This is a genomic window from Paenibacillus sambharensis, from assembly GCF_003233845.1.
Classification (GTDB): Bacteria; Bacillota; Bacilli; order Paenibacillales; family Paenibacillaceae; genus Paenibacillus_I; species Paenibacillus_I sambharensis.
Genome location: NZ_QKRB01000053.1, coordinates 124,892 through 144,648, shown reverse-complemented (window position 1 = coordinate 144,648; position 19,757 = coordinate 124,892). Strand labels below are relative to the sequence as shown.

Here is a 19,757-nt window from a genome sequence, read left to right as displayed (position 1 = left end):
ACATACGAGAGGAGTTTTTTGTTAATGAATTCTATGAAGAGCAAACTGGCCGTTCTGCTGTTGGCACTGACCATGGTATTCGTGGCAGGCTGTCAAGCTGTCGCAGGCGTTGACCTTAACAAGGTATTGAAGCAATCATTGATTACAACATCCTATGAGGGCAGCCAGACGATGGCGTTTGAACTGCTGATTAATGAAGAACAGCTTGAAGAGCTGCAGAATGCTGAAGTTCCGGGCTACGAGGCGCTGTCCATGCTGTCACACGTGAAGCTGGAGCTGTCTGATATCAAAGTAAGTGATGCGAATCATGCTTCCATGAAGGGCAAGCTTATGCTTGGGGATGCAAGCATCGGATTCGGTCTCAAGATGGCTGAAGAGAAGATGGAGATTCTGCTTGAAGGGGCCAAGCGTCCAATCCTGCTTGATCTGTCGGAGGAAGCACTGAACGGCCTGTTGCTGCCGGAAGCCCCGGGTGCATCTGCGCCAGAAGTGGGCAAGGCTGCAGAAGACCAGCTGACGGAGATTGGAAGGAAAGTGATTGACCTTGTTGGCGGCTATGCCATTGACAACATGCCAAACCCTGAGAGCCTGAGCGTCAAGCCGGCGGCTACCACGGTCGGGGGCGAAGAGCTTAACCTGATGCAGGTTCAGGTGGAGCTGAATGGCAAGCAGCTGTGGCAGTGGATCATTACTTATCTTGATGCGCTTATTCAGGATGAAGAAGGTCTAGCGGAAGTGATGATCGCGATTAATGAGCTGATGAAGGATAATAAAGATCTGTTCGCATCGCTCGGAGCTCCGTTCCCGGAAGAGTCGCTCCCGGTGGGAGCAAGTGATGAGAAGCAGCTGAAGGAAGCTGCGGCTCAGCTGACATCGCTGCTTAAGAGCTTGAAGACGAACATGGAGCAGGCAGCGGCAGAGTCGCCCGAGTCGGTAGAGTCCGTATTCAACGAGCAGACGTACCTCAAGGCGAATGTCTATGTAGACAGCAAGCTCGATATCCGCAAGACGGAAACAGAGCTTATGATCAAGCCGAAGTTCCCGGAAGCGCCGGCTGACATGGAAGAAGAGTACATGGAAGACGAAGCGGCATCTGAAGAAGAAATGTACGAGGAAGATATGTACGAGGAAGACTTCTACGGTGCGGGTCTTGGCAGTGTAGGCTCCGCTTTCTCGTTCATCGAGGGTATCCGTATTTCCTCGTCCAGTGAAATGTGGAATGTCAACGGTGAGGTTGCGGCTGAGAAGCCAGCTGCGGATCCGAATGCCCTTGGCATGGAAGAGCTGGCTGGGATGCAGGGCTATGAATTCCTTCGTGAATTTAACACGAATTCGGTGATGTATGATCTGCTTAAGAATACATTTGGTGTAGGTCATCAACAGGTTATATTGGATCCCGAGTACAGCCAATATCCGCCGATTGTAACACCTGACGGCCGGACCTTGGTGCCGCTTCGGGAGACCGCCGAAGCATTTGGCGCAGAAGTGAAGTACAATGGCAAGACGAAGAGTGCAACCATTCTGGATAGAGCAACCGGCGCGGAGATTGTCGTGAAGAAAGGCAGCAAGACGGCTGTTATCAACGGCAAGTCGGTACAGTGGAGCTTCCCGGTAACTTCCGTGAAGGGAACACTGTACGTGCCAGCCAGAGACCTGACCAAGGCTCTTAACGGCACGCTGTACTGGGAGAGCTTGTACGATGATATGAAGATCCTCATAATAGAGCGTGACGTCGCCTAAGTAAGACAGCGCTGTACGACGTTAGAGTTTGAAGAGGCTGCCACCGGTTATGGCCGGGAGGCAGCCTTTTATTTTTCCAGGTGCCCGTCTTGTGGTAAACTACATTCAATCAACAAACCATACGAAGGAGTGGCTGCATTGATCAAAGTGACGAATGAAACGGATTTTCGCTCGAGCATTGCGGAGGACAAGCTGACCGTGGCAGTATTCAAGACGACCTGGTGCAAGGATTGTCACTACATTGATCCGTTCATGCCGGAGGTTGAGCGGGAGTATGCGGATAAGATTACCTTCATTGAGGTTGACCGGGATGACCTGCCTGAGCTGTGCTCGGAGCTCAACATTCTGGGCATTCCAAGCTTCATTGCGTTTCGTGCGGGAACCGAGCTGATCCGTTTTGTCAGCAAGCTGCGGAAGGACCGGGCGGAGATCGAACAGTTCCTGGACCGTGCGATTCAGGTAGGAGACGCATTGCCGCGCTAATGTTGCTAGTCATTCGGGCTGGGTTTTAAGGTTTTGAACATTTACCGAACAACCAATACTTTGTGATGATTGTCACATTTTCAACATGGATTTTGCCGGTTATTATCGCTATAATGAAGCTGATTTAATAACCGGAAAAGTGGTGATAACTATGGTGTCCAGCCGCTATCGCAGGCTAGCTATATTAGTGTGCATCGGCATGCTGATTGTTTTGCTGGCAGGTGCCCTAGTGACGAATACGGAATCCGGCAGGGGCTGTGGAGACGATTGGCCGCTCTGTAACGGCAAATTTGTTCCCGCCTACACGCTGGAATCATTGATTGAATACTCCCATCGCTTGGTAACAGGGATTGTTGGGCTGATTGTTGTACTGCTGTTCATCGCTACACTGCGCACTCACCGGCAATCCGGGGAGGCGGTGTTCTACGCAAGCGGGATCTTATTCTTCACGGTTGTGCAGGCTTTAATGGGGGCGGCAGCTGTCAAGTGGCCGCAGTCCTCCGAGGTCATGGCCCTGCATTTTGGCATATCGCTGCTGGCTTTTGCCTGTACGCTGCTGCTTGTTATATGGGCATACCGGCACCGGTACGGTGTTCCGGCAAGGCCGCCGAGAGTGCCGCGCAGCGTTTACCCGATGACCTGGTTCGCGCTGCTGTATTGTATTGGAGTTGTCTATATCGGTGCTTATATCCGGCATACTGACTCATCTGGCGGCTGCCTGGGATGGCCGCTCTGCAACGGTGAAGTTGTACCAGAGCTTACAGGCGCAACAGGCGTGGCATTTATCCATCGGGTTGCGGCGATTATTATGTTTATCATTCTCGTAGCGCTGTATTTCTTCATCAAGCGTACCACAGCGCCTGAGAGCGGTTTGATCCGGGCAAGCGCATGGAGTCTGATTCTCGTTGTGAGCCAGGTACTCAGCGGAGCGCTGCTGGTCGTTACTATTGGTCATGACGAGGTCTATATCTTCACAAGCCTGCTTCATAACCTGATCATCTGCGGCCTGTTCGGCATTATGTCCGATATGGCTATACGTTCTTGGCTGCTCCGGGAACCTAGGGAAGCAGAGTAACGAAGTAATGAACTGCCTTATAAGACAAGCATCTGAACAAGAGGGACGGCCCGCGCGTCATTTGACGGGGCCGCCTTTTTCATAAGCGGCAGTATCCGGCGATGGCAAATGCAACGGCGGCACCTGTTGACAAGCTGTATGTGCTGATAATGGGTAAGTATTAAAGGGATCAGCAGGGGCAATTAGTTGAGAAACGCACATGGTGCATCAAGGATGAGCATATTAATAGAGGAGGGGTCATGTGCTGAGGTTTCTGTTTAACGAGAACCCTAGAGGAAGGGAAGGCAAGCTTGGCGAGACCCTTCGACAAATGGAGCAGTTTGCAACGGCAGTGGGGAGCAGGGCTGCAGCAGGTAAGGACGGCGATCACCGGCTTCGCACGCAGGAAATCTGGTCCAAGGGTTTAATGGCGTCATTGAATGAACTAGAGCAAAGCCGTTATGCGGCCAAGCGCTATGCTGAACGGATTACGAAGAATTCGCTCAGCGAGATGTCGGATGAAGAGCTGTTCAATTACTACCGGCACGTCTATTTTGACAAGAATGCCTTCATCCGTGTATTTGCCGTGCTTGACAAGCTGGGAACACTGATGAACGATGTATTCGGGCTGAAGACCGAGAAGATGAAGACGCACTTTTCCTACTTCACTGTACTTCGCGGAATGAGGGAGAACCGGCATCACCCGGCCTTGGCCATGGCCCTTGGAGAAGTGAAGGACCGGCACCGGGACGCGATGTCCCGCCTCCGCAAGAGAAGGAATACTGAGATCCATTACATGAACTCTGAGCTGACAGATGATCTGCTGCAGAGTCATAAGGCTTATGGCAAAGCGGCGGCACTTGAGAATATCCGGACACAGATGGCCGATCTCGATGAAGCATTCGAGTTCGTCACCGAGACGCTGCTGCTTGTATTCCGGTACGCCTGCCAGAGGATGAGCTAGGCGTGAACATGTGTTATACTCGTGTTAAGACTGTCATAGCCGCAGCTGCTTGCTGAATGTATTCCGCCGGCAGCCGGTTCATGATGAGCAGGGGGAGGACAACCGTGGAGCTGAAGGGCAAAACGGCCTTAATTACCGGCAGCGCGAAAGGCCTTGGCAAACGTACTGCACTACAACTCGCGAGTCAGGGATGCCGTATCGTAATCAACTATGTTCACAGTGAGGCAGAAGCCGAAGGTCTGAAGGCAGATATTGAGTCTCTCGGCGTTGAAGCTGCGGCAATCCAGGCAGATATCGCCGATCCCAAGCAGGTCGGGGAGCTGGCGAAGAAGGCCGAAGAGATGTTCGGCGCAATTGATATCCTGATTAATAACGCAGGACCATTCATACGGGAGCGAAGATTGTTTGCCGATTATACGCATGATGAGATATCCGGATTGGTGAATGGCAACCTGCTGGGTGTCATGCTGCTGGATCATCTCTTGCTGCCAGGAATGCGCACACGCGGCTGGGGGCGCATCATTCATTATGGCTTTGGTCATGCAGGGGAATCCCGTGCCTGGCCGCAGAGAGCGGTGTACGCTGCTGCGAAGACCGCGCTTGTGTCCTTTACCAAATCGCTGGCCGTGGAAGAAGCTGCCCATGGCATTACAGTGAATATGATCTGTCCGGGAGATATCCGCGGTGCGAACAAGGAGAAGGCGATAGCCGATGTGGCAGGCCAGACGGACGGGGAATCGCCGCGGGGGCGTCCGGGTACCGGCGAGGATGTAGCTAGAGCAATCGAATTTCTATGCCACCCGATGTCGGATTTCATTACTGGCAATCTGCTGGATGTTACCGGTGGCTTTGACCCCATCAAGAATACAATCCGGTAACAGGTAGGTAAGCGGAAAAGACTGTAAGATCTTTTAGCCCATACAGTACGGGATGTGGATAAAGAAAAGAGCCCGGCGGTGGAACATGAATGTTCTCCGGCCAAGCTCTTATAGCGGTCAAGCAGGCAGGTCCGTATGGAGGCCTGCTTGCTTTTTGAACCTATAACGGTAGTGCTCTAATAGAACTTAGAATACCTGTACGACCTCTTGCACGCCTTCTACTTCCTCAAGCAGGGCACGCTCGATACCGGCTTTCAATGTGATGGTGGAGCTTGGGCAGCTGCCGCATGCACCCATCAGTCTCAGCTTAACGATACCGTCTTCAACATCGACCAGTTCCACGTCACCGCCGTCACGCTGCAGAAACGGACGAAGCTTATCTAGAACGTCGAGCACCTCATCATACATGGTGTCTTGTGTTTGTTCGCTCATTGTTATCGCTCCCTTCTTTCTTTATTATAGTACAAAACGGGCCAAATTGAAAATGGAACCCGCAAAAAAGGTCAGGTGAACTGCATGATGAAACCCATTATTGAATTTTGCTCCAGCAACATGCATCATGGCACAGACCAGGTTATGAAGCGGCTTGAGGAGAATCCGGACTTTGAGGTCATTGAGTACGGATGTCTCGGGAACTGCGGCGAATGCTACATGTTTCCCTACGCTCTGGTTGACGGTGAGATCGTAGCTGCCGAGTCGGCCGATGCCCTGTATGATGCCATCATGGCTGAGGTGGACAAGCAGCAGGAGTCACGCAAGGAGCTGGACAAGCTTCTTGATGATCTGTAATCTTCCGCCCGCCGTCTGCACTTGCACAGCAGCAGCTTAGCCAAAATGCCGTTTGGATTTCCATAGCACGCCGGTTTTGAGCAGTCTGGGTACTCTCCCGAACAGAGGGGTTTTGCCCATGACGCCGAAGCCGGCTTTTTTGCCTAATGACCCCAGGACGCCGCGAAGCTTGATCTTGTCGAGTCTTGGTCTCTCGCCCGCCCAGATCGCCTGCATGACCTCAGCAACCTGCTTGCCCTGGGCGCCGGCAGCCTGCGCACTTGGCGAGAAGGGGAGGCTGGCACAGTCGCCGACAATGAATACACCGGGATAGTCAGGCAGCTGATGATGCTCATTGATAACGAGGCGTCCTCCTCCATCCTTCGGGAGATTCATCCGCTGGACCAGAGGAACAGGCTGAATGCCGGCAGTCCATACGGTGACATCGGTCGGAATCGGCTCTGTCCGGTCGAACACCACGCCAGGCTCAAGGCGTGAGATTGCAGTATTCCCAAGCATGACGACATCATGCTCCGTGAACCATTCGGCTACATACTTCTGCAGACGCTTAGGGAAACCGGAGAGCACGCTGGGGCCGCGGTCCATGATCTGAATGTTCAGATCCGCCCTGCTTTCCCTAAGCTCGGAGGCTACCTCAACTCCGCTCAAACCGCCGCCGACGATGGTCACCTGGCCATAGGGCTTCACATCACCGATCAGCTGATAGGTCTTCCGCGCGCATGAGAACGACTGAATGCTGGTAGAGTACTCTTCGGCCCCCGGAATCCCGTGATACTTATCCGTACAGCCAAGTGCTATGGCGAGCCAGTCATACGATATCGGCTCTTGGCTTTCCAGATATACCAGTTTCCGTTCCAGATCGACGCGGGTGACTTCCCCGAAGGCAAGCTTCAGACGCTCATCCTCGCGGAATTCTACCCGCAAATCAATATCAGCAACTGTACCTGCTGCAAGAGCATAATATTCCGTCTTCAAGCCCTGGAAGGCCATACGGTCAACAAGTACGACCTCGGTATCGCGGGGAATACGTTTCTCAAGAAGCTCCTGGGCGATCATGTTCCCTGCATAACCGCCGCCCAAAATGACAAATCGTTTCATAATGCCACAACCTTCTTATTCGTGTCGCATACTCGAATAACTGCTGACAATGAGTATCTGATTACTGTTACCCGATATCCGGTCCTGCCTAACCCGGAAATAATCTCGAATATTGATGAAGTTGATCAAGCAGGAGATGGTCAGACTGGAATGGATAACAGCAGGCCACGGACCGGTACCTTTAGTATGCGCAATACAGAAATCTCTTGCAGCTGTGAAGATCAGGAATACACTTTAATTTCGTTGTAGAACGTGTCACGCTCGATTGGGATCCGTCCGGCACCCTTCACAAGCCAGATCAGATCTTCACGTGTAATGCCTTCGGGTGTTAAGGCGCCTGCGGAATGGCTGATCCGTTCTTTGACCAGCGTGCCGTGCACATCGGATGCCCCCATCGTAAGCGATACCTGGGTCAGCTGAACACCGATGTTTATGAAATAAGCCTTAATATGCTGAAAATTGTCGAGCATCAAGCGGCTGATCGCGATGGTCTTCAAATCCTCAAATGCCGAGTTGCGGCGGCGGATGCCGGCGCGCGGACTGATCGGCTGCATGGAGAGCGGGATGAATACCATGAAGCCGCCCGTCTCATCCTGCAGTTCCCGGACTTTCACCATATGATCGATACGCTGTTCATGGGTTTCTATAGAGCCATAGAGCATGGTAGTATGTGTGCGCAGCCCCAGCTGGTGGGCATTGCGGTGAACGTCAAGGTACTGGCTTACATCGGCCTTATCCACACGCATCTTCTTGCGGTATTGATCAGACAATATCTCTGCACCGCCGCCTGTCAGCGTGCCAAGGCCCGCCTTGATCAGCTCCTCCAGCACTTCCCGGTAGGAGAGTCCGCTGATCCGGGAGAAGAAGTCGATTTCCGCAGCGGTATATGCCTTTAGAGTTACATCCGGATAATGATTACGGAGCGCCTTCAGCGAGTCCACATAATACTGAAATGGTACGTTCGGGTTGTGCCCGCCGACGATATGGAATTCACGGACACCCGGATGGTAATGCTGGTCCACATATTCGATCATTTGCTCGCCTGTCAGCGTATAGGCACCCTCCTGGCCTTCATCCTTCCGAAAATTACAGAAGGCGCAGTGCGCTTCACAGACATTCGTGAAATACAGGCTCATATTCTCAATAAAATAAACTTTCTTGCCGTTCTTGCGCATATTGACTTCATTAGCCATCTGGCCTATCGACAGCAGGTCCTCGGACTGATACAGGAAAACGCCGTCTTCTGCGGTGAGACGCTCACCGCGGCTTACCTTCTCTCTGATGCTCTGCATCCGTTTCTCATCGGTTGGTATGACGACGTTCATCGGAGGTCCTCCTTCTTCATGTAATTGCATGTGATCAACGAGCTATGAGTTATAACGGAACCCATGCTTCCACCTTCTTTCGTAAGCAGCGGCATGTCCGGATACGGGGATGTGCCGATTCAATGGAGTATGATTATGTGAAAAAAATAACAAAAAGCCACCGGAGTGACGTCTGTCCTCATTATAAACCTCCTTCCTGAGAGCAGCAACTCCCAATGCAGCCACTTGGCTAAACCCTGACAAGTGAAACCGCTGCTGACTATGTTGAGGTGAGGCTCGCAGTAGGGTATACTATAGATAAGTAAGGATGATGTATAAGAACGCTGGCAGGAGGGATACAGATGATTACCATTAGCGAATCTGCTTCGGATAAAATCAAGGAAATGCTTTCACAGGAGGAAACGCCAAACCTGTTCTTGCGCATCGGGGTTAAGGAAGGCGGCTGCAGCGGCTTCTCCTACGGAATGGGCTTCGACGATGAATTCCATGACGGCGACCAGAAGATGTCTGTTCAGGGCCTGGAAGTTGTCGTAGATGAAGAGAGCCTGAAGTATCTGAACGGTCTTGTTATTGACTTCAAGGAATCCACAATGGGTGGAGGGTTCACCATCGAGAACCCGAACGCTACCGCAACATGCGGCTGCGGCTCGTCATTCCGCACGGCAACAGCTGCGGGCAAGCCGGATCCTGATGCTTGTTAATCGGAATCTTGAGCTTCATACTGATAAACCAAAAGAAGGGCTGCCCGAACTGGCAGTCCTTCTTTTGTGGTGCTTCAAATAGGTGAAGATAATTATTACTGCATTGTGCTTGTAGGAGATGCCGAACCGCTTGCTTGCGGCTGCTGAGCTTGCTGTTGAGCCTGCTGCTGGGCTTGCTGTGCCAGCTGTTGAGCCTGCTGGGCTTGCTGCTGCGCTTGCTGAGCTTGCTGCTGTACCTGCTGGAGCTGCTGTGCAGAGGCTTGTGCTGGCTGTTGAGCGGAGGAGCTCAATGTTTGCTCAGCCTGCTGCACCTGCTGTTCGGCTTGCTGAAGCTGCTGAGTGCTGGCCGATTGAACCTGCTGAGCCTGCTGGGTCAGGGTTTGGGCCTGCTGCTGCAGCTGCTGCGCTTGAGTTGCCTGCTGGAATGCCTGTGTTGCTTTCTGGGACACCTGCTGGGTTACCTGCTGCGCCTGCTGAACAACCTGCTTGGCATGCTGCTGAACGGCTTGCGGGTTTTGCTGGCCAGACTTGGGTTGCTGCTGCATGTAGAAAAACCTCCTCTTATAAGTGGGTGGTGGAGACCCTTTTAGAATGGGGAGTTGGAGCCTGAATTATGCCTGCCGCTAATGCGGATAGTTCCCTTTCCCTCTAGCAGTTCCCAGACATAGGGCTGATGCCTTGCGGCATACTAACACCGTTTTTGAGTCCAGGGTTAAGGGGGGATCAGCAATGGCTAAGAAGAGCAACCGTGGTTTGCAGCAGAAGATGCAAGCAATGCAGGATGAGTCCAGACAGGCCGAAGAGAGTGTAGTGGGGTACACGAAGCCGACGATTCATGCCGATAAGCATGAGCCTAACCGTCCTTCTGTCTAACCATCAAGCACAAGAGCCGATCCCAACCGGGATCGGCTCTTGCTGCAAATAGTAAAGAATTCGCTGTGACTTATTCTTCAATCTTCTGAAGAAATTCGGCTTCAATGGCCGGCAGATGCTTCTCCATGCATTTGCAGTAATAGTCCTTACGGCACATTGGGCAGGGAATATTGAGCAGACGGTTCGCATGCGCCAGCTTCCAGTCTGGTTTCTTCGTCAGGAACAGCCGGCATTTGGACTGGTCAGAGAATGTCGCGATGTACTGGTAAAGGCCTTCCTTCTCATTCTTGTCGGAGGGCTGAAGATCAAATATAACAGGATTAAACGCCATCTTTATCAATCCGCCTATTTATAAGTATTTTTGTACAGCTGTAACTTCTTGTTAGAATAAAACTTTCCTATCGACTTGTCAATTAGTATTGACCGGTTGGCTCACCTTATGAAGGGGAATTACAGGTTATAACCGCTCTGAATAAACAGGCTTCTCGCCTCGTTCATTCATCCAAGAGACACTCGTCTTCCGTACATATGCTGTAGACATAAGAGCTGAAGGAGGCGGGATCTATGCATACAGGAGAAGGCAGGCAGCTGGCGAGCAAATGGGCGAAAACAGCAGCGCTGCGGGCCCATCCAAGGCTGGCTCCTCACATTCCACCAACACGGATTTTCAGCCGCGGCAGTCTTGCAGCTATGCTGAGAGCTCATGGCATGGTTGTCATGAAGCCTGTACGGGGTGCTGGAGGACGCGGTGTGATCAAGGTCAGCCGGGAGCGCAGCGGATACAGCTACACGTATTATACGTCTGTGAGGCGCTTTAATACCCTTGATGGCTTGATGAATGAACTCCGGAGATTTACACGCGGAAGACCTTATATGATCCAAAAAGGCATAAGGCTGGCTACAATTGGCGGAAGGCCAATCGATTACAGGGTTAAGTATGTAAAAGAGGGGGATGCATGGCATATTCGCGCAATGGTTGGCAGGCTGGCCAGACGGGGGCTCTTCGTGACGAACTTGTGCCGCGGCGGTTCAATCATGCCGGCAGCCAGCGGAATCAGCCGCTCGTTAAACCCGAAGCTTGTCACCCGCAAGAAGCGGGAGATGAGAGAGCTTACCCGGCTGGGTACGTCGGTTCTGGAGAGCAGGTTTCCAGGTATCGGACAGCTTGGATTTGACTATGGCATTGACCGCAGCGGGAAGATTTGGATTTTCGAAGTGAACACACGGCCACAATAAATTTCCTTGATAAGGAAGATATTATGCATTTATTTTTTTTATGAGCATATGCCGGAGCAAGCCTGTGTATAACCCTATCCACATCATCCACATTGACGGGCTTCATTTTTCGACCTTTACTCACATGTTGTGCACAAGGTATCCACATAAGATTGTGGATAACAGGAACGCTTGTTCCGGCTCCGGGGACATGCTAATATGAGTGAGGAAGAAAAAGGAAAGGGTGTGCATCGATGGATATCATGTCGGACGAGTTATTGCTGGAAGCTTATCATACAGCCGTCAAACTCAAGCTGGACCCTGATTTCATCCGTTTGCTGGCAGTTGAGCTTGTCCGCCGCGGCGTAAAGCCGGACGCCCTGCGAATGGGAGCCTGATCCAAGGAAATCATTTTTTGATTAACAGTTCCACTCAGACACAGCGACTTGACACGAGTAGCCGCATTGGCTGCACTCGGCAATGTGAATACAGACCGTGTGTGAGCCGCGATCTAGTTCTTGGTGATTCCAAGCTTCGTAACGGTCCGGCACATACGGAGCATAAGGGCCTGACCAGTCAGACGGCCTGCCGGCATCATCAAGCGAACCATGTCCGTTAGGGCAGCAGGTCGCAATGGAGCGCAAACCGTTACAGACGGGACACAACAACATGACAAGGGTACCCTCCTTTGGCCGGAAGCGGCTTCGTGTATCACACGGGTGCGCGCTGCCTGATCGTGTAATCGCCAAAGCTAGGATACCCTTATTTCATAAAAATATTGTCTTCTTAAGACCCGCAGCAGCCAGCCTGCAGAAACTACAGCTTCATATTGCTGCTGTGTCCCGGTGAAAGCTTGGCGGTTGGATCAATGTACACCTTGGCATTATTGATAGCTGTCGGTGCTTCACCGAAGCCCACGGCAATCAGCTTTAATTTACCAGGATAGGTCGTAATATCGCCTGCTGCAAAGATCCCGGGAACGGTAGTTTCCATGCGCGAATCTACAACGATCGAGCCGCTCTCAATTTCGATGCCCCAGTCGGCAATTGGTCCGAGCGACGAGACGAAGCCGAAATTGACGATGACAGCGTCTACATCAATCGTGGACGTTTCCTTCGTCTTCACGTCCTGGATTATGACTTGGCTGATCTGATCATTTCCTTCAAGCTTGATGATCTCGGTAGGCGTTACTACCTTAACCGATGAGTTCATCAGGTTCTCTACACTGTGCTCGTGAGCTCTGAATTTATCCCGGCGGTGAATCAGGGTAACGCTGGCAGCAATCGGCTCTAGCATAAGGGCCCAGTCGACTGCGGAATCGCCGCCGCCGCTGATCAGTACATGCTGGTCCTTAAACTGCTGGAGGTCGCTGACAAAATAATAGAGGTTCGTCTTCTCGAATGCGGCCGCCTCCGGCAGCTCCAGCCGGCGGGGCTCAAACGCGCCTACACCTGCCGTAATTATAACGGCCTTGGCCATATGTACTGTCTTGTCCGTTACAACCTCGAAGAGCCGCTCATCCTTCTTGACGACATCGATTACCTTCTCTTCGAGACAAACCTCCGGCTTGAAATGGTCCATCTGCGCATGCAGCTGGTTGACAAGCTCCTGTGCAGTCACCTTGGGAAAGCCGGCGACATCGTAAATATACTTCTCCGGATACAAAGCGGCGAGCTGTCCCCCGAGCTGCGGCATGCTCTCAATAATCTTGACGGAAGCCTGGCGCATTCCGCCGTAAAATGCAGCAAACATGCCTGCTGGCCCTCCGCCAATGATGATAATATCAGTGACCTGCTGTTCTGATGTGCTGTTCATCTTCGTGCACCTCCAACTACAGATTAACAATCCTTCTTATTATACCCATCATGGAAAACACTTTGAAATAGCTTTTTTGTATGGAATCCTAAACATTTTCGTATATTTTGCTCTTGAACTTTTTGTGAAAAACTTATATCATTTTCAATGTATATTTCGTGAGCTATGATGTCCATCACCTTTGATGAAGACCATTCATAAAGCGAAGGCGGACGGCGCAATCTAAGACTAATACTATTTTTTAGCTTAGTTTGTGTAATTTTTCACAAACAAACAGAAAAGGATTGGAAGGGATACCAAACATGAGCAATATACCTAAGATCGTTATTCTCGGCGCAGGGTACGGAGGCGTTTTGACTGCGCTGCGTTTGCAGAAGCAGTTGAATTATAATGAAGCGGACGTTACGCTGGTAAATAAACATGACTACCATTACATTACCACCCATCTGCATATGCCGGCTGCCGGTACGGACAGCCCGGAGAATGCGCGGGTCAGCATTTCGAAGCTGATTGATGAATTCAAGATCGATTTCGTAAAATCAACAGTCGTTCAGATTCGTCCACAGGACAAGAAGGTTATCTTGGAAGATGGCACGCTGTCTTATGATTATCTGGTTATTGGTGTAGGCGGCGAGCCGGAAACATTCGGAATTCCGGGTATGGTCGAGCATGCGATGAACATCCGGAGCATTAATTCCGTCCGGCTGATTCGTGAGCATATTCATTACCAATTCGCGAAGTACAAGCGTGAACCGCATCGCACGGATTACCTTACGTTCGTCGTTGGCGGCGCGGGCTTTACGGGTATTGAATTTATCGGCGAGCTTGCTGACCGTATTCCTGAGCTCTGCAAGGAATATGATGTGGATCCGCAGCTTGTCAAGATTTACAACGTTGAGGCTGCGCCAACCGCACTTCCGGGCTTCGATCCGGAGCTGGTTGAATATGCAATGGACGTGCTCAAGAACAAGGGCGTGACCTTCCGCATTGGTACGGCGATCAAGGAATGTACAGCTGACGGCGTTATCGTCGGCGAGGGCGAAGAGATCAAGTCGAAGACGGTGATTTGGACCGGCGGTATCCGCGGCAACCGTCTGATCGAGGAAGCTGGCTTCGAGACAATGCGCGGACGCGTGAAGGTAGATGAGTTCCTCCGTGCACCGGGCCATGAGAACATCTATGTCATCGGCGATAACTCCCTGATGTTCAACGAGGAAGGCCGTCCTTATCCGCCGACTGCCCAGATTGCCATGCAGCAGGGTGTTGTCTGTGCGCAGAACCTGGTGGGATCTATCCGCAACCAGCCGCTGAAGAAATTTGAATTCAGCAACAAGGGTACAGTAGCATCGCTTGGTAAAGGTGAAGCGATCGGAATCGCATTCGGCAAGAAATACAAAGGCCGTGTAGCCGCTTGGCTCAAAAAGCTGATCGACCTGCGTTACCTGTTCATCATCGGTGGTATTCCGCTCGTTCTGCGCAAAGGGAAAATATTCTAATGCGCCACTGCAGCGTCCAGGTACGCGGCTTGCTGACGCGGGATGAGCTCGACCGGTATAATGCCTTAATGGAGGTTGGTTCGTTCCTGGAGTCGCAAAGCCGGCATGACCTGGCTTATACGGTGCAGAAGGAAGTAGATCTGCTCATTATGCCGGCGATCGAGCGGCTGAAGGATAAGGGCCGTGCCCGTGACCGGGCGACTGAGGAATATCTGGCGTCCAAGCGCCAGGCAGCAGTAGATGCATCCGGCGATGACGAGGACGAAGACGAGGATGAATAACTGCATGTAATATAAAGGGCCGACCAGGTTGTACCTGGTCGGCCTGTTTTTTGATAGATTGTTTTACAGCTTCAGCATCGAGGAGAACTTCTCTGCTGTCAGCAGGTTGCCAATGTAGAAATCGCCAAAGTCTCCATAGCGTGCGCTGACTTCATCGAAACGCATCTCGTATACAAGCTTCTTGAATTGAAGGGCGTCATCCGCGAACAGCGTTACACCCCATTCCCAGTTGTCGAAGCCTACAGAGCCGGTAATAATCTGCTTGACCTTGCCTGCGTACTGGCGGCCAATCATACCGTGGCTGCGCATCATAGTGCGGCGGTCATCCATGCTCAGCATGTACCAATTGTCGCTTCCTGCACGGCGCTTGTTCATCGGATAGAAGCAGATATGTGCCGCCTTTGGCAGGACAGGCTTGAGACGGGCGACAACCTCAGGGTTCTCCATCGGGTCGCTGCCCGGCTGGCCCATGTAGTTGCTCAGCTCTACTACACTGACGTAGGAATGAGCAGGGTAGGTGAATTGGGCGAATGCCGATTTGTTGAAGGCGATCTCAAGCTCATTCAGCTCTTCCAGTGTTTCACGCAGGTGCATGAACACAAAGTCCGCCTTCTGGCCCACAATGCTGTATACCGCTGTGCTTCCCTTCTTGTCCGCTTCCAGGGCGGACCACTGCTTCAGGAAGCTCTGAAGGTCCTCTTCCGCCTGGCGGCGTGTCGCCTCATCGGCCTGCTTCCACGCTTCCCAGTCAATCGTGCGGAAATCATGCAGGGAGAACCAGCCTTCCAATGTCTGTGCTGCTTCGCTCATTTATAAATCGCTCCTTATATGTAAATTTTATTGCTTGATTTGGTTGCTATTATTGTACCTTACCGAATTTCCTGTAGCAAATGTACGACTTGTGACAGTTAGCACACTCTGGCGGCAAATCAAAATTGACTTCCGCATGACCTTCTACTAAACTACAGATAAAAGTATGATTTGCTTCCTTGAGGGGAAAGGGGTTTACTTGCAATGCTTCAGATTATTGTGGCCATGATGCTCTTCTTCGTCATGATGTTCGGCATTGGGTTTATATTGAACATGCTGATGAAGACAACGTGGTTTCCGATTTATCTTTATCTGATTGTTCTCCTGCCGCTGGGCATCTATTATACCTGGGATGACAGCATGAACTTTGCCCAGAACATGGGGGCTTACACGATTGTCGATTACCTGCCTGCCATTACGGCTTTGGCTGGTGCATATATAAGCGGCACAGCGATCCGGTCACTGCGGCGCGGCGGTTACAAAATGTTCTAATAGTTGTTCTCCAGCGGGATGGCCATACTAAGGCGGAATAAATACGACTGCCGAGGTGTTGTGCGATGCCGCATTTTCATGTCAATGGAACCCATATTCATTATCATGTCGATGGCGATGACGGTCCGGCCGTCGTGCTGATCCATCCGCCTTTCCTGGGCGGGCGAATCTACAACTACGTCCGCAATAATCTGGCCAATGACCACCGGCTGGTAACGATTGATGTAAGGGGCCACGGCCATAGCGAGCCAGGCAATGTGAAGCTGACGATGCCCTTGATTGTCGAGGATATCAAGCAGGTTATGGATAATCTGGAAATTGACGAAGCTTATATCTGCGGCTACTCAATGGGCTCGATGCCGGTGCTTGAGTCATTGATCACCCATCCGGACCGGTTCAAGGGCGGCATTCTGCTGTCCGGCACATCGGAGGTTCGAGACCGCCGCAACCGCCGTATCATGAAGGCTGCCGATCTCAGCAGCCGGCTCAAGGCGAAGGAAGCGATTGTCGTGCCGCTGGCCATGGGCAATGCCGACAGCCGGACGACCTTCCATGTGCTGCATAAGGAAGGGATGGCGGGGAACAACGTCAGCTTCCGTGAATATGCTAATGTGTGTCTGAACTATTCCTGCAAGAGCAGGCTGCGCGCGATCGCAAGTCCAATGCTGCTCCTGTGCGGGGAGAAGGACGAAACCTTCATCAAGTACGCTCGCGAAATGGATGAGCTGCTCGCGGTTTCCGAGCTGTATGCCATTAAAGGAGCGGATCATCAGCTTCCGACGCATGTGCCGGACAAGGTATGCTTTACAATCCGGCAGTGGATCGCCAAGCATGAGGATCGTGAATTGGCCGATACGTATGCGGAACGGGAAGAACTGAATCTAGCGCTCACCGAGCAGGGGATTATTACCGAGAATGATCTGGCCTGGCGCTGATCCAGGCTGCGGCTCTCTCGTGTTATTTTTCGACAAAACCTAAGCAACTGTAAGCGATGGTCATACAGCAGCGGCGTCCGCTACGGCGGAACGCCGCTTTCAATGTTTTCTCATCCAACAGCTCTCGGTTTTGTGTTAGAATGATAGAAAGTATGCTAGAAGACTAGTCCGAATGAGTAAGAAGTGGGCCCGAAACGCTGCACTTTCGGCTGGACAGGTCCGAATATGGATGGAGTTAAACGATGCGAATTGATCACGTACACCAGTATACAGAACATCATAGGTTTTACACCTTTCGCGATTTTTCGCTAAGCGTTCTTGACTTCAAGGTGATAAGCCAAATTTATCAGCCGATGGTCGGTGCTGTAGCTGCGGGCTTGTATCAGCTGCTCTACCATCAGGTGCCGGAGAGCCGGACCGGATACTCGCAGCTTGAGCCGCAGCGCAAGCTGTTTCTTAGTCTCGGGCTGGAGATGAATGACACGGGCAGACGCAAGCTGGCGGATGAAGCGTCGAAGCTGGAGGCAGTCGGACTGCTCCAGTCGTCCAGGCTGCATATTCCAGGCAGTGAGGATGTGCTGTATGAATATGAGCTGCTGCAGCCGTTGTCTCCGTCTGAGTTTTTCCTTAATCAGCATCTGACGCTATTTCTGCGGGACAAGATCGGCAAGTATGCGGTCATTGCGCTGCGCGAGCAGTTCTATTCCCCTGAGCCGGACGAGCTGGCCGAAGCTGAGCTTGGCAAGGAGAATATTTCACTGCGCTTTGATGAGCTGTTCCGGCTGAATGCACATGTGATTGACGGGGAGCTGGAGCAGGCGCTTACCGAGGTTGCTCCGGCACGCCAGGCGGCGATGCCGGCAATACCGGCAGCAGCTAGCGCCGGGATACGTTATGGAGAGATTATTATGCGGTTCCCGCGAAATTCAGCTAACCGTCAATTCGTGGAACGGCTGAGAAGCGATGAGGACAAGCTGGCAATGGTCAATTACGTTGCCTACAAATATGAACTGAACGCCGCCGACATGTCGCGTCTTCTGGATGAAGACGGCATCTTCTCATCTTCAGGCAGTCTGATGTTTGATGAGCTGCAGCAGAAGGCGTCCCAGATGTACCGACAGGACCGGAAGCGGGAAGAGGAACGGCGTGTTGCAGCCTCACGGTCAGGCTATGCGCCCGGGCAGGGAGAGGCAGCCGGTCAGGATGCACCGGAGGAGCACGGGGTGACGGAGGAATTTCATCTGCCTGTGCCCGAGCAGCTAAGCGGCCGGTGTGATATCCCGCAGTACAACATGCTGATGCGCAATGAGCCGTATACCCGCTTCCTGCAGCGCTTCTTCCCGGGGGCGGTTCCCGAATGGATCGACAGGCTGTTCGAGCGGATTGATCTTAGCTACAAGCTGCCTGGCGCAGTGATCAATGTACTGATCCATTATGTGATTGGAACGAATGAATCCCAGCGGGTAACCAAGACATTCATCGAGGCTGTGGTTTCGAACATGCTGGTCAAGCAGATTGACACGTATGAGAAGGCAGTCGTCTATGTGCGTGAGCAGGGGCGTATTGAGCTGCGGAAGAAGCAGGAAGCAGAAACAGGCAGCGCGGGCCCGGCGCCGGCGCGCACATACGGCGGTGCAAGAGGAAACGGAAACAGGGGAAGCAGGAAGCCTGCCATCCCGATTGTTGAGAAGCGAACGACCGGCCAGAAGCTCTCCCAGGAAGAACTTGAGGAGATCAGACGGCTGGCCAAGGAGCTTGACGGACAAGGCTAGGGGGGAACAGCAATGGAATCGCTCGGAGAAGTGCTCAAGCAGTGGCCTGGCGGCCGCAACATGCAGGCGGATGCGGACCGGCTCTACACAGAGCTGATGGCTGAGCCGCTTGTCAGACAGTTCAGGAGCAGACATCCTGAGCTGGATACCCGGGAGTACCGGATCAATCTGAACCGGGTTTATCATTATGTGAAGGAGCAGCGGGCCTGCGCGGAATGTCCGGGCCTTGACCGCTGCCCGAACGACTTTGAGGGCCACTATACGATGCTCGAATGTGTGGACAGCGGGGGCGGCCTGAAGCTGATTGACCGCAAGGCTCCATGCAGCAAGCTGATCGCCCGCCAGAATGAGCAGACCATTAAGCGCAAGGTGCGCAGCTTCTATGTGGATGAAGCATCGCTGCACCGCGGTTATTCGGCGGATGAAATCATGAATGCCGACCCGGAGCGGATGCTGGCGGTGGGACGCACCTTCTCCTACATCAAGCAGACCAAGGAGCGCGGACTTCAGCCTAAGGGGCTATACCTTGTCGGCCATTTCGGGACAGGCAAGACATTCCTGATGTGCTACATGCTGCACGAGCTTGCGAAGGTGGGCTATTCCGGCGTTATCGTGTATATGCCGGAGTTTGTGGAAGACTTGAAGTCGATGCTGGATGAGCCGGCCAAGCTGCGCGAGACGGTTGAGATTATGAAGGAGACCGACCTGCTCGTCTTCGACGATATTGGGGCGGAGAACCTGAATCCCTGGGCCAGGGATCATGTCATGGGTGCAATTTTGAACTACCGGATGAACCGGAAGCCAACCTTCTATACCTCGAACCATGATCTGGACGCACTGGAGCGGCATTTCAGCTTCACGAACAAGGATGGCGATGAAGCCCACAAGGGACAGCGCCTGATGGACCGCATCCGGCCGTATGTTGACAAGGTGTGGGTGAATGGAGAGAATAAGCGGGGGCTGTACTGATCTGATTCATTGCTTCTTTTGACCCACCGCTGGCTTATACAAGGAGAGGGCGGCGTCAACAGAAACC

Annotated in this window: 23 protein-coding genes; 16 read left to right on the top strand and 7 right to left on the bottom strand. The window is 52.4% G+C overall.

The genetic code is table 11. The features are described from left to right. The first annotated feature begins 24 nt into the window (after positions 1 to 24). The 5 genes from DNH61_RS18315 (at position 25) to DNH61_RS18295 (ending at position 5,119) form a co-directional block, all read left to right on the top strand. The gene (locus DNH61_RS18315) at positions 25 to 1,740 is read left to right on the top strand and encodes a copper amine oxidase N-terminal domain-containing protein (protein ID WP_181438772.1); all 1,716 of its coding nucleotides are present in this window, start codon (positions 25 to 27) and stop codon (positions 1,738 to 1,740) included. Positions 1,741 to 1,869: 129 nt separating this feature from the next. Continuing rightward, complete coding sequence (locus DNH61_RS18310) at positions 1,870 to 2,223, top strand: thioredoxin family protein (protein ID WP_484216271.1); 354 nt, start codon at positions 1,870 to 1,872, stop codon at positions 2,221 to 2,223. A gap of 85 nt (positions 2,224 to 2,308) precedes the next feature. Further along, entirely contained in the window at positions 2,309 to 3,298 is a 990-nt protein-coding gene (locus tag DNH61_RS18305; protein WP_342771458.1) for a COX15/CtaA family protein, read from the top strand. A 241-nt stretch (positions 3,299 to 3,539) separates the two neighbouring features. Next, positions 3,540 to 4,241, top strand: a complete 702-nt coding sequence (locus DNH61_RS18300; protein ID WP_111148129.1) for a Cthe_2314 family HEPN domain-containing protein — start codon at positions 3,540 to 3,542, stop codon at positions 4,239 to 4,241. A 110-nt stretch (positions 4,242 to 4,351) separates the two neighbouring features. Next, positions 4,352 to 5,119, top strand: a complete 768-nt coding sequence (locus tag DNH61_RS18295; RefSeq protein ID WP_111148332.1) for an SDR family oxidoreductase — start codon at positions 4,352 to 4,354, stop codon at positions 5,117 to 5,119. A 186-nt stretch (positions 5,120 to 5,305) separates the two neighbouring features. Here DNH61_RS18295 and DNH61_RS18290 read toward each other — a convergent pair whose 3' ends face one another. Beyond that, positions 5,306 to 5,551, bottom strand: coding sequence for a NifU family protein (locus tag DNH61_RS18290; RefSeq protein ID WP_111148128.1), 246 nt, complete (start codon positions 5,549 to 5,551; stop codon positions 5,306 to 5,308). A gap of 87 nt (positions 5,552 to 5,638) precedes the next feature. Between DNH61_RS18290 and DNH61_RS18285 the strand changes: the two genes are divergently transcribed. Then, positions 5,639 to 5,908: a YuzB family protein gene (locus DNH61_RS18285; RefSeq protein WP_111148127.1), complete on the top strand. Its 270-nt coding sequence runs from the start codon at positions 5,639 to 5,641 to the stop codon at positions 5,906 to 5,908. 36 nt (positions 5,909 to 5,944) lie between these two features. Here the strand turns inward: DNH61_RS18285 and DNH61_RS18280 are convergent, their stop codons facing one another. Together DNH61_RS18280 and mqnE are read right to left on the bottom strand one after the other, a co-directional pair. Beyond that, positions 5,945 to 7,006: an NAD(P)/FAD-dependent oxidoreductase gene (locus DNH61_RS18280; RefSeq protein ID WP_111148126.1), complete on the bottom strand. Its 1,062-nt coding sequence runs from the start codon at positions 7,004 to 7,006 to the stop codon at positions 5,945 to 5,947. 221 nt (positions 7,007 to 7,227) lie between these two features. Beyond that, on the bottom strand, positions 7,228 to 8,331 hold the full coding sequence (mqnE, locus tag DNH61_RS18275) for an aminofutalosine synthase MqnE (protein ID WP_111148125.1): 1,104 nt from the start codon (positions 8,329 to 8,331) through the stop codon (positions 7,228 to 7,230). A gap of 341 nt (positions 8,332 to 8,672) precedes the next feature. Between mqnE and erpA the strand changes: the two genes are divergently transcribed. Beyond that, positions 8,673 to 9,032, top strand: coding sequence for an iron-sulfur cluster insertion protein ErpA (gene erpA / locus DNH61_RS18270; protein ID WP_111148124.1), 360 nt, complete (start codon positions 8,673 to 8,675; stop codon positions 9,030 to 9,032). Between the two features lie 95 nt (positions 9,033 to 9,127). Here erpA and DNH61_RS26125 read toward each other — a convergent pair whose 3' ends face one another. Beyond that, complete coding sequence (locus DNH61_RS26125) at positions 9,128 to 9,577, bottom strand: hypothetical protein (RefSeq protein WP_146241079.1); 450 nt, start codon at positions 9,575 to 9,577, stop codon at positions 9,128 to 9,130. Between the two features lie 184 nt (positions 9,578 to 9,761). Here DNH61_RS26125 and DNH61_RS26460 point away from each other — a divergent pair, with 184 nt between their 5' ends. Next, on the top strand, positions 9,762 to 9,905 hold the full coding sequence (locus DNH61_RS26460) for a hypothetical protein (RefSeq protein WP_181438771.1): 144 nt from the start codon (positions 9,762 to 9,764) through the stop codon (positions 9,903 to 9,905). Positions 9,906 to 9,975: 70 nt separating this feature from the next. On the opposite strand, the gene DNH61_RS18260 is transcribed toward DNH61_RS26460, so the two are convergent. After that, entirely contained in the window at positions 9,976 to 10,236 is a 261-nt protein-coding gene (locus DNH61_RS18260) for a hypothetical protein (protein ID WP_111148122.1), read from the bottom strand. 233 nt (positions 10,237 to 10,469) lie between these two features. Here DNH61_RS18260 and DNH61_RS18255 point away from each other — a divergent pair, with 233 nt between their 5' ends. Continuing rightward, on the top strand, positions 10,470 to 11,141 hold the full coding sequence (locus DNH61_RS18255) for a YheC/YheD family protein (RefSeq protein WP_111148121.1): 672 nt from the start codon (positions 10,470 to 10,472) through the stop codon (positions 11,139 to 11,141). A 233-nt stretch (positions 11,142 to 11,374) separates the two neighbouring features. Next, positions 11,375 to 11,518 (top strand): sporulation histidine kinase inhibitor Sda, encoded by a 144-nt coding sequence (gene sda / locus DNH61_RS18250; RefSeq protein WP_111148120.1) that lies wholly within the window; start codon positions 11,375 to 11,377, stop codon positions 11,516 to 11,518. Positions 11,519 to 11,936: 418 nt separating this feature from the next. On the opposite strand, the gene DNH61_RS18245 is transcribed toward sda, so the two are convergent. Beyond that, entirely contained in the window at positions 11,937 to 12,935 is a 999-nt protein-coding gene (locus DNH61_RS18245) for an NAD(P)/FAD-dependent oxidoreductase (protein ID WP_111148119.1), read from the bottom strand. A 302-nt stretch (positions 12,936 to 13,237) separates the two neighbouring features. Here DNH61_RS18245 and DNH61_RS18240 point away from each other — a divergent pair, with 302 nt between their 5' ends. Together DNH61_RS18240 and DNH61_RS18235 are read left to right on the top strand one after the other, a co-directional pair. Continuing rightward, positions 13,238 to 14,431 carry an NAD(P)/FAD-dependent oxidoreductase gene (locus tag DNH61_RS18240; RefSeq protein WP_111148118.1) on the top strand — a complete coding sequence of 398 codons (1,194 nt, stop codon included), beginning with the start codon at positions 13,238 to 13,240 and terminating at the stop codon, positions 14,429 to 14,431. Beyond that, entirely contained in the window at positions 14,431 to 14,712 is a 282-nt protein-coding gene (locus tag DNH61_RS18235; RefSeq protein ID WP_111148117.1) for a hypothetical protein, read from the top strand. Before DNH61_RS18240 ends, DNH61_RS18235 begins: the two co-directional genes overlap by 1 nt. 63 nt (positions 14,713 to 14,775) lie before the next feature. Here the strand turns inward: DNH61_RS18235 and hemQ are convergent, their stop codons facing one another. Then, the gene (gene hemQ / locus DNH61_RS18230) at positions 14,776 to 15,522 is read right to left on the bottom strand and encodes a hydrogen peroxide-dependent heme synthase (RefSeq protein ID WP_111148116.1); all 747 of its coding nucleotides are present in this window, start codon (positions 15,520 to 15,522) and stop codon (positions 14,776 to 14,778) included. A gap of 204 nt (positions 15,523 to 15,726) precedes the next feature. Here hemQ and DNH61_RS18225 point away from each other — a divergent pair, with 204 nt between their 5' ends. The 4 genes from DNH61_RS18225 to dnaI all read left to right on the top strand — a co-directional run bounded on the left by DNH61_RS18225 (position 15,727) and on the right by dnaI (position 19,690). Further along, entirely contained in the window at positions 15,727 to 16,014 is a 288-nt protein-coding gene (locus DNH61_RS18225; protein WP_111148115.1) for a YuiB family protein, read from the top strand. A 65-nt stretch (positions 16,015 to 16,079) separates the two neighbouring features. Next, entirely contained in the window at positions 16,080 to 16,949 is an 870-nt protein-coding gene (locus DNH61_RS18220; RefSeq protein ID WP_111148114.1) for an alpha/beta fold hydrolase, read from the top strand. A gap of 242 nt (positions 16,950 to 17,191) precedes the next feature. Next, positions 17,192 to 18,721, top strand: coding sequence for a replication initiation and membrane attachment family protein (locus DNH61_RS18215; protein WP_111148113.1), 1,530 nt, complete (start codon positions 17,192 to 17,194; stop codon positions 18,719 to 18,721). Between the two features lie 12 nt (positions 18,722 to 18,733). Further along, a complete protein-coding gene (gene dnaI, locus DNH61_RS18210; RefSeq protein ID WP_111148112.1) occupies positions 18,734 to 19,690 on the top strand; it encodes a primosomal protein DnaI in 957 nt (318 codons plus the stop codon). Positions 19,691 to 19,757: the final 67 nt, after the last annotated feature.

What these genes read in the sequence shown, in the direction of transcription:
- DNH61_RS18260 (WP_111148122.1), bottom strand. Translation starts at nt 10,236, where the DNA reads ATGGCGTTTAATCCTGTTATATTTGATCTTCAGCCCTCCGACAAGAAT.
- DNH61_RS18280 (WP_111148126.1), bottom strand. Translation starts at nt 7,006, where the DNA reads ATGAAACGATTTGTCATTTTGGGCGGCGGTTATGCAGGGAACATGATC.
- DNH61_RS18255 (WP_111148121.1), top strand. Translation starts at nt 10,470, where the DNA reads ATGCATACAGGAGAAGGCAGGCAGCTGGCGAGCAAATGGGCGAAAACA.
- erpA (WP_111148124.1), top strand. Translation starts at nt 8,673, where the DNA reads ATGATTACCATTAGCGAATCTGCTTCGGATAAAATCAAGGAAATGCTT.
- DNH61_RS26460 (WP_181438771.1), top strand. Translation starts at nt 9,762, where the DNA reads ATGGCTAAGAAGAGCAACCGTGGTTTGCAGCAGAAGATGCAAGCAATG.
- DNH61_RS18215 (WP_111148113.1), top strand. Translation starts at nt 17,192, where the DNA reads ATGCGAATTGATCACGTACACCAGTATACAGAACATCATAGGTTTTAC.
- DNH61_RS18245 (WP_111148119.1), bottom strand. Translation starts at nt 12,935, where the DNA reads ATGAACAGCACATCAGAACAGCAGGTCACTGATATTATCATCATTGGC.
- DNH61_RS18290 (WP_111148128.1), bottom strand. Translation starts at nt 5,551, where the DNA reads ATGAGCGAACAAACACAAGACACCATGTATGATGAGGTGCTCGACGTT.
- sda (WP_111148120.1), top strand. Translation starts at nt 11,375, where the DNA reads ATGGATATCATGTCGGACGAGTTATTGCTGGAAGCTTATCATACAGCC.
- DNH61_RS26125 (WP_146241079.1), bottom strand. Translation starts at nt 9,577, where the DNA reads ATGCAGCAGCAACCCAAGTCTGGCCAGCAAAACCCGCAAGCCGTTCAG.
- DNH61_RS18315 (WP_181438772.1), top strand. Translation starts at nt 25, where the DNA reads ATGAATTCTATGAAGAGCAAACTGGCCGTTCTGCTGTTGGCACTGACC.
- hemQ (WP_111148116.1), bottom strand. Translation starts at nt 15,522, where the DNA reads ATGAGCGAAGCAGCACAGACATTGGAAGGCTGGTTCTCCCTGCATGAT.
- DNH61_RS18225 (WP_111148115.1), top strand. Translation starts at nt 15,727, where the DNA reads ATGCTTCAGATTATTGTGGCCATGATGCTCTTCTTCGTCATGATGTTC.
- DNH61_RS18305 (WP_342771458.1), top strand. Translation starts at nt 2,309, where the DNA reads ATGGATTTTGCCGGTTATTATCGCTATAATGAAGCTGATTTAATAACC.
- DNH61_RS18235 (WP_111148117.1), top strand. Translation starts at nt 14,431, where the DNA reads ATGCGCCACTGCAGCGTCCAGGTACGCGGCTTGCTGACGCGGGATGAG.
- DNH61_RS18220 (WP_111148114.1), top strand. Translation starts at nt 16,080, where the DNA reads ATGCCGCATTTTCATGTCAATGGAACCCATATTCATTATCATGTCGAT.
- dnaI (WP_111148112.1), top strand. Translation starts at nt 18,734, where the DNA reads ATGGAATCGCTCGGAGAAGTGCTCAAGCAGTGGCCTGGCGGCCGCAAC.
- mqnE (WP_111148125.1), bottom strand. Translation starts at nt 8,331, where the DNA reads ATGAACGTCGTCATACCAACCGATGAGAAACGGATGCAGAGCATCAGA.
- DNH61_RS18285 (WP_111148127.1), top strand. Translation starts at nt 5,639, where the DNA reads ATGAAACCCATTATTGAATTTTGCTCCAGCAACATGCATCATGGCACA.
- DNH61_RS18240 (WP_111148118.1), top strand. Translation starts at nt 13,238, where the DNA reads ATGAGCAATATACCTAAGATCGTTATTCTCGGCGCAGGGTACGGAGGC.